Source organism: Micromonospora sp. ATA51, from assembly GCF_016802855.1.
Taxonomy (GTDB): Bacteria; Actinomycetota; Actinomycetes; order Mycobacteriales; family Micromonosporaceae; genus Micromonospora; species Micromonospora sicca.
The window spans coordinates 96014-111320 of the sequence record NZ_JAEVHJ010000001.1 but is presented as its reverse complement, the minus strand read 5'-3'; the positions used below and the strand labels follow the sequence as shown (position 1 = coordinate 111320).

11 protein-coding genes and 2 pseudogenes are annotated in these 15307 nt (G+C 70.9%); 2 read left to right on the top strand and 11 right to left on the bottom strand.

Features of this window, described 5'->3' with window-relative positions; translation table 11 throughout:
* Window positions 1-382: 382 nt before the first annotated feature.
* A complete protein-coding gene (locus JNW87_RS00355) occupies window positions 383-2809 on the bottom strand; it encodes a M14 family metallopeptidase (RefSeq protein WP_109803379.1) in 2427 nt (808 codons plus the stop codon).
* A gap of 472 nt (window positions 2810-3281) precedes the next feature.
* Here JNW87_RS00355 and JNW87_RS00350 point away from each other — a divergent pair, with 472 nt between their 5' ends.
* Complete coding sequence (locus JNW87_RS00350) at window positions 3282-5216, top strand: Na+/H+ antiporter NhaA (protein WP_109803378.1); 1935 nt, start codon at window positions 3282-3284, stop codon at window positions 5214-5216.
* A 56-nt stretch (window positions 5217-5272) separates the two neighbouring features.
* On the opposite strand, the pseudogene JNW87_RS00345 reads toward JNW87_RS00350, so the two are convergent.
* From JNW87_RS00345 to JNW87_RS40170, 6 genes and pseudogenes are all read right to left on the bottom strand, one after another.
* Window positions 5273-5809, bottom strand: a pseudogene (locus tag JNW87_RS00345) (aminotransferase class III-fold pyridoxal phosphate-dependent enzyme); the annotation flags it as partial.
* 28 nt (window positions 5810-5837) lie between these two features.
* A complete protein-coding gene (locus JNW87_RS00340; RefSeq protein ID WP_109802201.1) occupies window positions 5838-6281 on the bottom strand; it encodes an SRPBCC domain-containing protein in 444 nt (147 codons plus the stop codon).
* 14 nt (window positions 6282-6295) lie between these two features.
* On the bottom strand, window positions 6296-6658 hold the full coding sequence (locus JNW87_RS00335) for a winged helix-turn-helix domain-containing protein (RefSeq protein WP_109802202.1): 363 nt from the start codon (window positions 6656-6658) through the stop codon (window positions 6296-6298).
* Window positions 6655-7116 (bottom strand): SRPBCC domain-containing protein, encoded by a 462-nt coding sequence (locus JNW87_RS00330; protein ID WP_109802203.1) that lies wholly within the window; start codon window positions 7114-7116, stop codon window positions 6655-6657. Before JNW87_RS00330 ends, JNW87_RS00335 begins: the two co-directional genes overlap by 4 nt.
* A 647-nt stretch (window positions 7117-7763) precedes the next feature.
* Window positions 7764-8420 carry an HAD-IC family P-type ATPase gene (locus tag JNW87_RS40175; RefSeq protein ID WP_309233868.1) on the bottom strand — a complete coding sequence of 219 codons (657 nt, stop codon included), beginning with the start codon at window positions 8418-8420 and terminating at the stop codon, window positions 7764-7766.
* A 26-nt stretch (window positions 8421-8446) separates the two neighbouring features.
* Window positions 8447-9739: a heavy metal translocating P-type ATPase gene (locus JNW87_RS40170; RefSeq protein ID WP_309233867.1), complete on the bottom strand. Its 1293-nt coding sequence runs from the start codon at window positions 9737-9739 to the stop codon at window positions 8447-8449.
* Between the two features lie 109 nt (window positions 9740-9848).
* Between JNW87_RS40170 and JNW87_RS00320 the strand changes: the two genes are divergently transcribed.
* Entirely contained in the window at window positions 9849-10208 is a 360-nt protein-coding gene (locus tag JNW87_RS00320; protein ID WP_255543239.1) for a metalloregulator ArsR/SmtB family transcription factor, read from the top strand.
* Between the two features lie 494 nt (window positions 10209-10702).
* Here JNW87_RS00320 and JNW87_RS00315 read toward each other — a convergent pair whose 3' ends face one another.
* The 4 genes and pseudogenes from JNW87_RS00315 to JNW87_RS00300 all read right to left on the bottom strand — a co-directional run bounded on the left by JNW87_RS00315 (window position 10703) and on the right by JNW87_RS00300 (window position 15305).
* Window positions 10703-11872: an LVIVD repeat-containing protein gene (locus JNW87_RS00315; RefSeq protein ID WP_161557845.1), complete on the bottom strand. Its 1170-nt coding sequence runs from the start codon at window positions 11870-11872 to the stop codon at window positions 10703-10705.
* A 640-nt stretch (window positions 11873-12512) separates the two neighbouring features.
* Window positions 12513-13136: an LUD domain-containing protein gene (locus tag JNW87_RS00310; protein ID WP_109802207.1), complete on the bottom strand. Its 624-nt coding sequence runs from the start codon at window positions 13134-13136 to the stop codon at window positions 12513-12515.
* Window positions 13133-14575 (bottom strand): LutB/LldF family L-lactate oxidation iron-sulfur protein, encoded by a 1443-nt coding sequence (locus JNW87_RS00305; RefSeq protein WP_238452681.1) that lies wholly within the window; start codon window positions 14573-14575, stop codon window positions 13133-13135. The genes JNW87_RS00310 and JNW87_RS00305 overlap by 4 nt, the downstream gene beginning before the upstream one ends.
* Window positions 14572-15305, bottom strand: a pseudogene (locus JNW87_RS00300) ((Fe-S)-binding protein). Before JNW87_RS00300 ends, JNW87_RS00305 begins: the two are co-directional and overlap by 4 nt.
* Window positions 15306-15307 lie beyond the last annotated feature (2 nt).

Below are 15307 nucleotides of genomic sequence, written 5' to 3'. Positions count from 1 at the left end.
TACCAGGCCTCAGTGTTCCACAGCTCTCGCCGCCGGCGGACGAGAACGGCGGGGAGCGGGTACTACGCGCCGACAAAACCGCACCAGGGCGCGACGGTGGCGCTGCGTCTCGGCACCGACCACGCGCCCCGGGTCGGCCGGCTCGTGCTGGCGTCGGTGAGCTTCCATCAGGGGGGCGTGTACCCGGGGCTGCTCGACGGCATCCAGGATCTGCAGCCCGAACACCTGCACGGGTCCGAGTTCCACGAGGAGTACCTGCACCGCACCCGACCCCGGGCGGCTGGCCCAACCTGGTCCGGGCCCAGCTCCATCGTCGAGCCGCTGCCCAGCCGGCGGCCGCGACGCCGGACAGCGCCGCGGCCGTCGACCGTACCGTCGCTGATCAGCCCGTCGGTAGGACCACCTGACCCTTGCGGTAGTTCCTGGCCCCGCCGTCGGCGAGGTAGTTGTTCTCGACGTTGCCCGCCGAGTCCACCGAGAACCAGTGGATCTCCGTGCCCACCGGCAGGGTCAGCATCTCCCCGCCCTCGCGGATGCCCGCCGAGCCGTAGAGCATCGACGAGTACGTGGGTGCGCTGCCGTCGACGGTGTAGAAGAGCGCCGCCGGCTCGGTGACGCCGAAGCTCACGTTCACCATCCCCGGCGTCGAGCTCGGGGTGACCGACAGGCTGCTCTCCGGCCGGGTGTGGTCCCGGTCGAAGTCCCGCGCCACCCGCATGAGCTCTACCAGGCCGTTGGCGAACTCCATCGTCTCGGCGTGCGCCTCGTCCCACTCCGGCTGGAACTCGGTGCCGACCTCGAAGTTCCAGGCGTAGATGCCGTACTTGTACCAGAGCATGTCGCCGGAGTTGCCCGCCGCCGAGTAGAGCACGTCGGAGATCGGGCCGGTCCGCGCCGGGGTGACCGCCATGTTCCGGTGTCGCTTGATCGCGGTCAGGATCCGCGACGAGGCGCCCCAGAACGCCGACTCCTGGGCGAGCGTCGGGCGCGGCGCCGAGATCCGGTCGGGCAGGGCGTACGCGCCGGGTGACCACATGAAGTAGTTGCCCGACGAGTGCAGGTTCATGGAGAACGCGATGTTCGGTCGGGCAGCCAGCCAGTCGAGGTTCCTGTTCTCCGGTTCGGACAGTTCGCTCGGCCCGGCGTACGTGCCGCTGGTGCAGCTCGCGGACGCACCGGAGTAGCCGTCGAAGAGGCTGTACTCGGTGTAGTTGCGGTTGTTGTCCACGCCCCACGAATTGCGGCCGAGGTAGTCGGCGGCTCCGGTGAGCGGGCAGTGGTTGGTCATGTTCTTGCGCTGGGAGTTGAAGTCGTAGAAGGAGTAGTGGCCACCGTCGGGGTTGACCGACGGCGCGATCCAGATGTCGAGGTTGTTCAGCAGCTGCTTGGTCTGCCCGTCGTGCGCGTAGTTGCGCAGCAGCCGCTCGGCGGTCTCGATGGCGACCAGCGGCGGCACCCATTCCCGGGCGTGTTCCTGCGCGTAGGCGAGCACGCCCGGCTTCGACCCGTCGCGCTGCTTGCCGATTCGGATGGCGTACACCGGCTGCGGATCGCGGGAGACGCTGGCCGGCGCGCTGAGGCCGTCGCTGAGCGACGTCCGCGGTGCCGGCGCGACCACGCCGGTGCCCGCGCTCCCCCGATAGGTGTACGCCCGGACCAGCGACCCGGCGCCGGCGTTGAGGGCCGCGACGACCTGGGCTGCCGTGCTGGTCACCGCGCCGGCGGCGTCGGTGGCCAGGTTCACCCGGATGACCTTGCCGGCCACGGTCACCGACAACGCGGCGTTGGCGGCGCCGGGGTTGACCAGCTCGACGGAGATGTCGTTGCCGCCCTGGTGCCCCCAGGCCAGGGAGTCGACCGCGACGCGGCTGGCGTTGGCGGTGCCGAACACCGCCTGCGCGTGGCGCCGGTAGCCGTTGGTCCGGTACGGCAGTTCGACGATCTCGGCCAGGTCCGGGAACGCGGCGGCGAGCTGAAGGATCCGCCCGTACAGCTCGGTGGGCGTCAGGTAGCTGGTGACGAAGTCCTTCTGGTACCCCGGGCCCTCCGGGTTGGTGTCCGGAATGGGCAGCCACTCCTGCACCTTGGCCACAGCGACGTCGCCGGTGGGGCTGGTGATCCGGACGTAGTCGGGGCGGCTCGTCACCAGCGAGGCGCCGCGGAGGTAGAGGTAGACGCCGGCGTCGACGAAGCGGGAGATGGCCTGCGTCCCGCCGGAGCCGATCTCGGTGCCCGGGCCGCTGTCCCGCTCGACGACGAGGGTGTTGCTGGCCGTCTGACCCTGCGCCCACTTCGCCTCCACGGACAGGACCTGGCTGGTCCCCGAGGTGTAGTAGTCGGCGCGGATGATCTTGATGTCGGAGACGTCCGCTGCCGTTGCCGCCGTGGAGAACTCCCGGTTCTCCGCGACGTGCTCCGCGATGGTCGCCTCCCGTTCGGCGACGCGGGCCCGCGCGTCGCCGGGGCGGTGCACGACCCCGCCCAGGGTGAACCCGGCGGCGGCCAGTGCCGCGGCCTCGTTGGGTGTGATCACGGCGTGCGCGACCACGCCGTTCTCCGTCCGTGCGACGTCGTGGTCGAGGTCGACGCCGGTGGCGACGAGTGCGTCGAGCTGCGCGGTGTCGGCGAGCAGCACCTCGACGACGCTTGCCTCCTCGTCGGCGACACGGCCGAGGTCGGCAGCGGGTGGAGCCGCCTGCGGCACGATCGCCGCGGCCGGGCTGACCAGCAGCACGACGGCCGCGGCGGCGGCCAGCGCGGCCGGGACGGGAAGGCGGCGTCGCCACCGTGGACCTAGGGGATCATGCATTGTCATGTCCACCCATCTCGGTTTTCTCGGCATGGATGGCCGGTTGACGTGCCGAGGGTCCCGCCCGGGGTACGCGGTTCCGCTCTGGTTGGTCGCGTGTGGTCGCTGCGGGGTCGGCAGCGCCCACGACACGGGGAGAGGGAAGGTGGTGGTGTCCGGCTGCGGCGGACCGAGCTGCCCGCATCGCCGACCTGCGGACAGCGGGTGCCGATCTGGTGAACGAGAGGCTGTTCCGGTGACGGTCAGTGGACTGACCCAATCCTCAGCGTGCCGAAAGTGATCTGTCAATCCCCTGGTGGGCCGCCGTTGGTGCAGTAGCAGTCCACGGGATGCGCCGGGTCCCGCGTTCCAGTGGCGGTGCAGGCGACCCGGGGAGCGAGCGCTGCGGATCACTCACCCGGTCCCGTCTCAGCCGGTTACCGTGTGCCGGAATCCGAACCAGGTGGCGAGCAGGTCGAGGAGGATCGTCCACGTGACGAGTCACAACCCCCACCGGGGATGGTCCGGCCGGACCGCCTGGGTCGGCCGGTTCAACGCCCCGCTGCGCTCGTTCCTGCACACCGAGACCGGCAGCGCACGGGTGGTGCTGGTCGCCGCGGTGGTCGCGCTCGTCTGGGCCAACCTCCACCTGAGGTCGTACGAGTCGCTCTGGAGCACCTCCTTCTCCGTCCAGCTCGGCGACTGGCGCGTGTCACACGACCTGCGTACCTGGGTCAACAGCGGCCTCATGACGTTCTTCTTCCTGGTCGCCGGGCTGGAGCTGCGCCGCGACTTCGACATCGGAGAGCTGCGGGAGCGGCGTCGGCTGACGTTGCCGATGCTGGCCGGGCTCGGCGGCGTACTCCTGCCGATCGCGATCTACCTCGCGTTCAACGCCGGGCGCACCACGGCCGCGGGCTGGGGCGCGGTGATGGCCACGGACACCGCGCTCGCGCTCGGCGCACTGGCCGTCTTCGGGCCGCGCTTCTCGGATCGGTTGCGGGGTTTCCTGCTGACGGTCTCCGTCGTCGACGACGTAGTCGCGATCGCGGTGCTGGCGATCGCCTACCCGGAACATCCCTCGGCGACGGCGCTGCTTGCCGCGGCTGGAATCTTCGGCGTCGTCCTGCTCATCCGGGCGTACGGCGTGCGGTACGGGCCGGTCTACGCGCTGTTGGGGTTGGCGGCCTGGCTCGCGGTCTCGGAGTCCGGTGTCGACCCGGTCGCGGTGGGCCTGGTGATGGGTCTGCTCACCTACGCCTATGCCCCCGGCCGCACCGAACTGCAGCGGGCGAGCGACCTTTTCCGCCTCTTCCGGGAACAGCCCACCCCGCAGCTCGCCCGTTCGGCCCGGGCCGGGCTCGCCTCAGCGCTGTCGCCGAACGAGCGGTTGCAGCTCCTCTACCACCCGTGGGCCAGCTACGTGGTCGTGCCGCTCTTCGCGCTGGCGAACGTCGGGATCGTGATCGACGGCGAGCTCCTGGCCAGGGCCGTCACCTCCCCGGTCACGCTTGGCATCGTGGTGGGGTACGTGGTCGGCAAGCCGGCCGGGATCGTGGCCACCTCGTGGCTGGTAACCCGGCTCAGCCGCAACCGGTTCCGGCCGCCGGTCGGCTGGGTCGCCGTCGCCGGGGTGGGCACGGTCTCCGGCATCGGGTTCACCGTCGCCCTCCTGATCGCCACCCACGCGGTGAGCGGCCCGACCCTGGAGGAGGCGAAGCTCGGCATCCTCGTCGCGACGGTTGGTTCGTCCGTCGTCACCGGGCTGGTGTTCCGTTCCGCCGCCCGGCTCTCACCGGCGCGGCGGGCCCGCGCGCTGCTGGGTGCCGCCGAGGGGATCGTCGACCTGATGGTTCCGGTCGATCCGGAGCGCGACCACGTGCGCGGGCCGCGGGAAGCGCCGGTGACGGTCGTGGAGTACGGCGACTTCGAATGCCCCTACTGCGGGCAGGCCGAGCCGGTGGTCCGGGAACTGCTGACCGACTTCGCGAACATCCGGTACGTCTGGCGGCACCTGCCGCTCACCGACGTCCACCCGCATGCCCAACTCGCCGCCGAGGCCGCCGAGGCGGCGGGCGAGCAGAGCGCGTTCTGGGAGATGCACGACCTGCTTCTCGCGCACCAGGACGCACTCAAGCCCACCGATGTGCTCAGCTACGCAGAACGGCTCGGCCTGGACCTCGACCGATTCCGGGAGCACCTCGCCGAGCTCAAGGGCGCCGACCGGATCGCCGAGGACATCGACTCCGCCGACCTCAGCGGCGTCACCGGAACCCCGACCTTCTTCATCAACGGCCGGCGCCACCACGGCGCGTACGACATCGCCGCGCTCTCGGCCGCGGTGAAGGCGGCGTTCGCCAGCGCGAAGCTTCGCCCCGCGTACCGTCGGGATCCCGGGCACCGCCGCGAGGGCGGACCGGAGAGTTGAACGCCGAGCAGCGGGCCCCTGCCGTGCGGCAGTGCTTGGCTCACCGCTCACCGGGTTCACGCCAGCAGCTCGGCGACCGCCGCCGCGAACACCACGGAGTGACGGTCGACGTCCGCGGCACTCGTCGCGGGCGACATCAGCGCCATGTTGTGGAACGGAGTGAGCAGCACGCCGCGGTTTGCGAGGTACAGGTGCAGGTAGTCCTCCAGCTCGGCGTCGGCCGCTCGGGCCGAGGAGGTCCCGTCGCGGGGGGCCGGGCGCACGAACCGGTACTCCGCCCGCGCGCCGAGCTGGCTGATCGACCACGGCAGGTCATGGGCCTCGATGACCTTGGTGACCGCGTCGGTGAACCGGGTCGCGAGCGCCGTCATCTGCGTGAACGCGGAGTCGGTGAGCACGTGCTCCAGCGTGGCTCGCGCGGCGGCGACCGACAGCGCGTTCCCCGCGAGAGTCCCACCCACCCCGCCCATGTCGACCAGGTCCAGGTCATCGCGGTCGAGAATCGCGGCGGCCAACTCGGCGGACAGGCCGTACGCCCCGACGGGCACGCCTCCGCCGATGGCCTTGCCGATGGTGACGACGTCCGGCACCGGGCCGTGGCCGTGCTTGGGCGTCGCCGGGTCAGTGCCAGTCGCTGATCTTCACGTCGCGCGGCTCGGGGGCACCTTCCCCGGTCTCGAGGAACTGCTTGAGGCTCATCAGGAAGGTGCCCCACTTGGTGCTGCAGTGGTGCATGAACTCGACCGGCTCACGCCAGCCCTCGTGCTTGAACAGCACGATCGTGTAGTCGCCGTCCTGACGGAGGTCCCACTGCACGCTGGTGCCGATCCACTCCTGCGGTCCGTCCACGACGTCCCAGCGGACGAGCCGGCCCGGATCCAGCTCGGCGACCTTCATGTCGAACCCGCCCGGCCCGAACCGGAACTCGATCACGCCGCCGAGGTCGGTCTCCCCCGACGTCTTCTCGGTCCACCAGCCGGACAAGCCGTCCAGGGTGGTGAGCGCGTCGTACACCTGCTCCGGCGAGGACTGCTCGACGCCGATGCGGTGAAGGATGTCTGCCATGCCCGTGTTCCTCTCTACTGCTTCTTCTCGGTCTCGTTGTTGGTGTCCTTGCCGCGCTGGATCGTCTCCGCGATGCGCTTGATGCGCTGGAGACGGGAGTCCCAAGCAGCGCCGACGTCGGCGAGCTGGGCGACCGCGCGGGCGAGCTGGGCCTGATCGACGCGGAACTGCTTCTCGCGGCCGGCGGTGGTGGCGTGCACCAGGCCGACCCGGTCGAGGACGACGAGGTGCTTCGTCACCGCCTGACGGGTCACGGGCAGGTGCTCGCTCAGGCTGGTCGCCGTCCCGCTGCCTTCGCTCAGCAGCAGGTCGAGCATCCGGCGCCGGGTCGGGTCGCCGACCGCCGACCAGAGGTCGTCGTCCACCATCACGCTCATGCGCCCGCTCCGACCTTCGCGGAGTACGCCGGCAGCCGCGGCAGGTAGAAGTCCCAGCCGGTGACGTGCGCGGCGTACTCGGCGGCGACCTTCGCCTCGTCCCAGCCGCGCTCACGGAAGCCGCTCTCGGTCATCCGCAGGAGCGTCCCGCTCCCGTCGGGCTCGAGCTCGAAGACGACCAGGAACGAGTTGCCCGGGCCGGCGGACTCCTCCTCCGCGTGGGTCCACCGGAAGGAGAAGAGCCGCGGCGGCACGGCGTCGACGACCGCGAGCTGCACCCAGGTGCCGCCCTGCGAGCAGTCCCCGAAGCCGATCCGCCCCGCTCCCCCGGGCACGGCCGGGAACTCCGCCTCGTCCGGCCACCACTCGCGCAGGTGCTCGGGACTGCTCACCACGTCGAAGACGACCTCGGGTGAGGCGTCGATGTGGATCTCCCGCTCGATCGTTCCGAATTCCATGCTCGCCACCTTCTGCAACGTTTGGTTGCGCATCACGCTAGCCGACCTGCCGGACATGCGCAACCGTTAGTTGCATGACGACGTGACCCGGCTCGGCGAGATCGTTGGCACAGAGAGGCGCGGGTCACCGGAGGTGTCCATGGCCCGTCGTCCCGCCGCAGTGCTGGCTGCCGATCGCCGGCGTCGCCGCGGTTCTCCCCTCCGCGCCGCCGGCTTTCGCAGCCGGGACCAGAGCCTCGTCCCGTACTACGCTCCCCCTCTCGCCGACCGGTGCACGGTGCACTCCTTCGGTGAGGGCGAGGCGCCGGAACTGACCGCCTACCCGGCCGACTCCAGGCCTCCGGGGTGCCGCGGTGTTCGGAGCCGTTGGGTGCAGTTGGCTGCCGTTCGGTACACGCGGCTGCTCCCACCCCGCTCCCCCGATACCGGCCCCGCCATCAGTAGATCCGGAGCAGTCCCGTCAGTCCGGTTCCCGCAGGCAAGGCCTGCGTGGATCACGCGTTCGTTGCCCCCATCGGCTTCGCCGCGGCCGGCCCTTCGCCCATGCAATGTGGCCCAGTGCGCCCGAACCGCTCCCGGGTGCCCGAATCAGCGCACGGCCAACGTGCAGGGCGTGGCCGCCGGTCTCGCCTGTCCGGCGCGGCGGCTCATCTACCGTCCCGTGCCCTACGCCAGGCGCGGGAGTGCAGCAGCCGCAGACCGTTGAGGCCGACGATGACGGTGGAACCCTCGTGTCCGGCGACGCCGAGCGGGAGTGGGAGGTGGCCGAACAGGTCCCAGGCGACGAGCACGGTGATGAACGTGCCGGCGATGACAAGGTTGGTGGTGACCAGGCGGCGGGCGCGGCGGGACAGGGCGATGACGGCGGGCAGTGTGGTCAGGTCGTCGCGGACCAGGACCGCGTCGGCGGTCTGCAGGGCGAGGTCGGAGCCGTGCCGGCCCATCGCCACGCCGGTGTCGGCGGCGGCGAGGGCGGGGGCGTCGTTGACGCCGTCGCCGACCAGCAGAACTCGCTGGCCGTCGCGCTGCAGGGCGCGTACCCGATCGACCTTGCCGGCGGGTAGCAGACCGGCGTGCACCTCGGTGATACCGGTTTCGGCGGCGAGCCGGCCGGCCGCTCCTGGATTGTCGCCGGTGAGCAGTACCGGCGTCGCGCCGGTCAACGTGGTCAGTGCGGTGACGGTGGCTGCGGCGTGCGGGCGGACCCGGTCGGCGAGGGCAAGGACCCCGGAGGGCACGTCGTCGACGATCACCACCACTGCGGTACGCCCGGCGGCCTGCGTGGTGCTGACGACCGTGTGCACAGGCGGATCCACGTGCGGGAGGTCGTTCAGAAGGGCGGGGCTGCGACGCGTACGCGGCGCCCGTCGACGGTGGCGGTGACGCCTCGGCCGGGCGTGGAGGTGAAGTCGTGGACCGCGGGTACGGTCAGCGCCCGTTCGCGGGCGGCGGCAAGCACGGCGGCAGCCAGGGGATGTTCGCTGGGGTGTTCGGCGGCGGCGGCCAGCCGCAGCAGGGTGTCCTGGGTGTAACCGCCGCCGGGGACGAGGTGGATTTCCGCGATTCGGGGGGTGCCCTCGGTGAGGGTGCCGGTCTTGTCGAACGCGACCACGTCGGTGTCGGCGAGCTGTTCCATGACCACGGCGGACTTGACCAGGACGCCGTGCCGGCCGGCGAGGGCGATGGCCGACAGCAGCGGTGGCATGGTGGCCAGTACCACCGCGCACGGCGAGGCGACGATCATGAAGGCCATCGCTCGCAGCAGTGTCGGCTGCAGGGCCGCGCCGAGCGCCAAGGGGACGGTGAACAGGGCGAGGGTCGCCAGGACCACGCCGACGGAGTAGCGCTGCTCGACTTTCTCGATGAACAGCTGGGTGCGGGCCTTGGTGGCCGAGGCCTCCTCGACCAGGGCGACGATGCGGGCGATCACCGATTCGGCGGCCGGGCGGTGCACCCGGGCCAGCAGTGCGCCGGCACCGTTGACGGTGCCCGCATACACCTCGTCCCCGGGGTGTTTGGCTACCGGCAGCGGTTCGCCGGTGATGCTGGCCTGGTCGACGTCGCTAGCCCCGTCGATGACCAGGGCGTCGGCGCCGATCCGCTCGCCTGGCCGTACCCAGATGACGTCGCCGATGGTGATGTCCGTGGTGTCGACGGCTTCCTCGTTGCCGTCGTTGCGGACCCGGGTGGCCCGCTCGGGGGCGAGGTTGAGCAGCGCGCGGACCGAGTCAGCGGTCCGGGCTGTCGCGAACGCCTCCAGCGCGCCGGAGGTGGCGAAGATGACGATCAGCAGCGCGCCGTCGAAGACCTGCCCGATGCCGGCCGCGCCGAGCGCGGCCACGATCATCAGCAGATCCACGTCCAGGGTCTTCTCGCGCAGCGCCCGCAGCCCAGCCAGCGCCGGCTCCCATCCGCCGACGGCATAGCAGGTCAGGTACAGGGTCCACCACAGCGGTGCCGGGGCGTGCGCAAGCTGCGCGATGCCGCCGAGGGCGAACAGTACGGTGGCCGCCATCGCCCAGCGGACCTCGGCGAGGACCCACAGTCGGGTGCCCCATCGTCTGGGGGCGTGGATCGCTCTGGTCGCTGGCGGCGCGGGAGTGGTGTCGGCCGTGAGGGTCACGACGAACAACCTTACCTGCGTCACTTCGAAGGTACGAAGGCAGCTAGGCAGGCAGTCAGCGAAGGAACGCTAGGCTGGATGGGTGCACACCTCGTTGCCGGACTTCCAGATGCCCAACGACGAGCAGGTCCACCTGGCCGCCGAGGGATTCCGGCTGCTCGCCGACCCGACCCGGATCAAGATCCTCTGGGCGTTGCTGCAGGGCGAGTCGTCGGTCGCCTGCCTCGCCGACCTGGTGGGCGCCGCGCCCACCGCCGTCAGCCAGCACCTGGCCAAGCTGCGCCTGGCCGGGCTGGTGCGCGGGCGCCGGGAGGGCACCTTCGTCTACTACTCCGCCGCCGACGTGCACGTCCAGGCGCTGCTCGCCGAGGCGTTGTTTCACGCCGACCACACCGACCGCGACCTGCCCGACCACCCGCGCGGCGACCTGCTCCCCCATACCCGGCCCACCGCGCATCCAGCAAGCTGAGCCGTAGCGCGGGAAGGGCGGGGACCCGGCAGCCCTCCGGCCCGTGGGGCACGAGCTCCTCGAGACCCGATGACCCCGCGGGTGTTCGGGCGGCGGGTTGGTCCGGCTGGCGCGGCGTCAACCGCCTGCCGTCCGCGTGACCTCCTGCCCTCGTCAGCACCCTGAGGTTCACCCTGGTCCCGAGGCACTGCTGGTCGGGAAGGTCCGGCAACTCACTCATCAGCCGGGTTTGCTCTACGCCCACGTCATCACGATCCACCGCCACCCGGTCCCCCGTTTCGCCGGGCGTTTCCGCCGCAGCAGGAGGACGAGGGCGCCGAGGACGGAGACTTCCGTCGCGGTGAGGGTGTCGCGCGGGTCGGGGGACAGGTAGGGCCGCGACGTGCCGCGCTCCTCCGAGCGGCTCGCTGCCGCAGAAGTGCCTGTTGCTCTGCACGTGAACCAGCCGACGCCGGGCGCGGGAGCGACGCTCCCGCCCGCCCCTCGGAGCGCGGTCAGTTGAGCAGGAACGTCTGCGTCTGCGGGTTGAGCATCGGCAGTTGCTTTGCGCTGGCGGTCTCGCGCGTGCTCAAGCGCAGCACGTCGACCCCTCGGGAGATGTCGTTGGCGATGATCAGGCCGTTGTACCAGTAGGTGGACCACTGGTTGGACTGCATGTCGTAATAGCCGATCTCCTTCGGGCTGGTGGGGTCGGTCAGGTCGACCACCGAGGTGCCCGAGCCGTACGCGGAGGAGACCAGGATGTTGCGTCCGGCCACCGGTACGTAGTTGAAGTTGTGGTAGGTGCTGGGTTGATCGCGCGGGATCCGCAGGTGGCTCAGCGGCGTGGCGAGGTTGTCCACGGCGTACGTCCAGATCGCCCCGAAGGGTTCCTGCGCCGGCCCGAAGTACTCGTCGCCGAACGTCACGTACTTCCCGTCGTGGGTGAACGCGGCGCTGTGCCAGATGTCCACGTCGGGCGTGTCGATGTTGGCGGTGACCTGGGGTGCCAGCGGGTTGCTGATGTCCCACAGCTGCCCCTGGGACAGGCAGGCGGCGGCGGCGAGTTTGCGGGGGGTCAGCACTTGGATGTCGTGGCAGGCGAAGAAGTCGCCGGACGACCCGCTGAAGAGGTCGACCCCCTTGATGGTGGGCTCCGCGGCCACCCTCGCGGCGAGGCCAGCCGCGCGGTCCTTGCCCGGCACGTCGATGACCGAGATCCGCTCGAACGGGGCCTGGCAGTCGGGGCCGATGTTGCTGGCGCTCAGCGGGTACGAGGCGACGTAGATGTAGGTGCCGCCGTCCTCCCTGGGCACCAGCGTGTGGGTGTGCGAGCCGCAGTCGGTGCGGATCGCCTGCAGGAACTGCGGCGCGCTGGGGTCGCTGACATCGAAGACGCGCACCCCTTCCCAGGCGCCCGGGGTCGACGCGGTGACGTTGCGGGACCCCTCGCAGCCCGGCGTGCTCTGCGGGGTGTCCACCGACAGGAACAGCAGGTCCCCCCACACGGAGACGTCGCCCTGCGGTCCGTTGCAGTGCACATCGGCCAACTCGACCGGCTCGCCGGGCTCGGAGATGTCGATGATCCGGAAGCCACCGTAGTGACCTGCGTAGACAAGGTTGCCGGAGAAGGCCAGGTCGGAGTTGACACCGCCGGTGTGGGCCGCTGTGGAAAGCAGGTGCATGTTGCGGCTGTAGCCGTCAGCCGGGCTGCTCGGCGGCGGCGGCGGAACGGAACCGTCGTCCCAGGGCTCATGGGCCAGCACAGGGGAAGGCGCAGCGGCAAGCAGGGCTGCCACCCCCGCGACGACAAGCGATCGGACTTTGGTTGATCTCCGCATCGGACGCCCCCTCAAAGCAAATGTGTCCCTGATGTGTCATGGGACACCGTTCGGCGTCACATTGCCAGACATTTGCACAGGTCGCTACCCCGCGAGGGCGGCGCCATGTCGCAGCACCTGAGCGCAGGTACGGCAACGGGCTGTCAGGACTGGCTCCTGCCTACCGGGCTGCACGCCGCCGGTCCCGAGCAAGCCCTCAGCCTGCGCCTGCGGCCTCTACCTCGACGACCCCACGGCTTGGGGATACCAGCCCCGACGAATTAACGGCGAGCGGCGCTTAGCCCGGCCCGGGTGACGGTGACGAGGCGGTGGACGGCGTCCTGGCTGGGGATGGCGCCGGCCGCCGTAGCAGCGCCGACGTGGTGGTGGGATAGCAATTCAGCACACCCCGTTGCTCCCAGCCCGCTCCACCGCCCTTCATCGGTAGGCCGTGGACTCATGCGCCTACTTCCGCGGCCGCATCGCGCTGCCTACTCGTGACTCATCAAGCGCCGGGCGGGAGGTCGCCGCGAGGAACGATAACGACATGCAGGTTCCGGGGCCCGTGGACGCCCTCGACCCGGTTGAGTTCGATGTCGCTGGTGGCGGAGGGTCCGCTGATCCAGGTCTGCGGCCGGCGCGGGTCGAGCTGGTCGAGGGCGTCCGGCACGCCTGCCACGACCTGGTCGGTCCGCAGCACGCAGACATGCACGTCGGGCAGGAGCGTGATGACCCGGCGGCCCTGGTCCGGGGCTGCGTCAAGGACGACGGTACCGGTTTCGGCGATGGCCACGGCGACCGCGGTCACGACCCCGTCGCAGGCGGCGATTTGCTCCGTGGTGAGGTTCTCGTCGGTCACCGCGGCGACGGTGGCGGGCAGCCAATGCCGTGGCAGTCCGGGCGGGACCACGACGCGCCGGCCACCGAGGATCGCTTCGACTACCTGTGCGACCTGGCCGTCGGTGCATCGGTGCACGGTGGCCCGGTAGTCGGTGAGCCGGTGCACCAGCAGGTCGAGTTCCACTTCGGCACCGGCGGGCCGGTAGTCCCGTGGCACCTCGGCCGGTGCGGCCGCCCGGTCGCCGAGGGCAGCGCGGATTCGGCCGAGGACCCGGTGGCGTGAGTTCACAGCTCGGCCCACCACTCGCGGAAGGTCTGCGGTGGCGGCTGCGGCAGGTCGCGGCTGACGGTCCAGCCGGACAGCGGTGGTGGTAGGCCGCGACCGCGCCTGCCAACGACCTTGCCGAGCCGCGCAGCGCGCTGCGCCGCCGCGTACAGCGCCGGGTGGTCCATGGTGTACGCGGCGGCGGCCATCGCGATGGACTCGGCGGTGGGTCGCCGTCGGTCGGTGACGTGTTCGGCGCGTAGGTGGACCAGCAGCTCGGGAATGTTGATCATCACGGGGCAGGCGTCGAAGCACGCGCCGCAGAGCGACGACGCGTACGGCAGGGAGGCATTGTCGGCGACCCCGGTCAGCTGCGGGGAGAGCACCGCCCCGATCGGCCCCGGATAGACCGACCCGTACGCGTGCCCGCCGGTGCGCTCGTACACCGGGCAGACGTTGAGGCACGCCGAGCAGCGGATGCAGTGCAGCACCTGCCGGCCCACCTCGTCGGCGAGCACCGCGCTGCGGCCGTTGTCCAGCAGCACCAGGTGCACCTGTTGCGGCCCGTCGCCCGGGGTGACCCCGGTCCACATCGAGGTGTACGGGTTCATCCGCTCCCCGGTCGACGCCCGGGGCAGCAACTGGAGGAACACCTCGAGGTCCCGCCAGGTGGGCACCACCTTCTCGATGCCCATCACGGTGATCAGGGTGTCGGGCAGGGTGAGGCACATCCGCCCGTTGCCCTCGGATTCAACGACGGCGAGGGTGCCGGTCTCGGCGACGGCGAAGTTCGCCCCCGAGATGGCCACCGGGGTGTGCAGGAACGTCTGCCGCAGGTAACGGCGCGCGGCGGCGGCCAGGGCCGCCGGGTCGTCGGTGAGCGCCGGGTCCACCCCCGGCATCGCGCGCAGGAAGATCTCCCGGATCTCGGCGCGGTTGCGGTGGATGGCGGGCACCAGGATGTGGCTGGGCCGGTCGTCGCCGAGCTGGACGATCAGCTCCGCGAGGTCGGTCTCCACCGGGGTGATCCCGGCGGCTTCGAGGGCCTCGTTGAGGCCGATCTCCTGGGTGGCCATCGACTTGACCTTGATGACCCGGTCGCTGCCGGTCCCGGCGACCAGCTCGGTCACGATCCTGTTGGCCTCCACCGCGTCGGCCGCCCAGTGCACGGTCCCGCCGGCCCGGGTGACAGCGGCCTCGAGCTGTTCGAGCAGCTCGGGTAGCCGGCTCATGACGTCGGCTTTGATCGCCGCTCCGGCGTCGCGCAGCTGTTGCCAGTCAGGGGCTTCGGCGATGACCGCGGCGGACTTGGCCCGGATCGTGGTTGTGGCGTGCCGCAGGTTTCGGCGTAGCTGCGGGTCGGCGAGGCTGCGCCGGGCGGCCGCGGGGAAGGGCTGGTCGCCGCGCAGGTGCCCGACGCCACGGGGGGCCGTGGCCGGCATTCCGAGGAAGGTGCTGGTCATGACGCCTCCGTACTGGCCAGGATCTCGGCGAGGTGCACGGTGCTTACTCCTGCACGCAGCCGGGACAGGCCCCCACCGATGTGCATAAGGCAGGAGACGTCCCCAGCGGTGCAGACGTCCGCGCCGGTGGCGAGGACGTGGCGCATCTTGTCCGCCATCATCGCCGTGGAGGTGTCGGCGTTCTTCACGGCGAAGGTGCCACCGAAGCCGCAGCACTGCTCCGCCGCGGGCAGCTCCACCAGCGTCAAGCCGCGGACCCGCCGCAGCAACCGCAGCGGCCGGTCCCCCACCCGCAACATGCGCAGGGAATGGCAGGTCGGGTGGTAGGTGACCCGGTGCGGGTAGTAGGCGCCCACGTCCTCGATCCCGAGCACGTCGGTGAGCAGCTCCGACAGTTCGTAGGTGCGTGCCGACACGGCCTCGGCCTGGCTGGCGAGCCGCTCGTCGCCGGCCCGCCGGGCGACCATGGCGTGCTGGTGGCGCACGACCCGACGCACGAGCCGGACGGGGCGACCACCACGTCGTACGGGTCGAAGGTGCGTACGTGCCGGCGCACCAGCGGCAGCGCTTCGTCCAGGTAGCCGGTGTTGACGTGCATCTGCCCGCAGCAGGTCTGGCCTTCGGGGAAAACGACCTCGTGGCCGAGGCGTTCGAGCAGCCGTACGGTGGCCTTTGCCGCCTCGGGGAACATGGTGTCCGCCAGGCAGGTGACGAACAAGGCGATGCGCATCC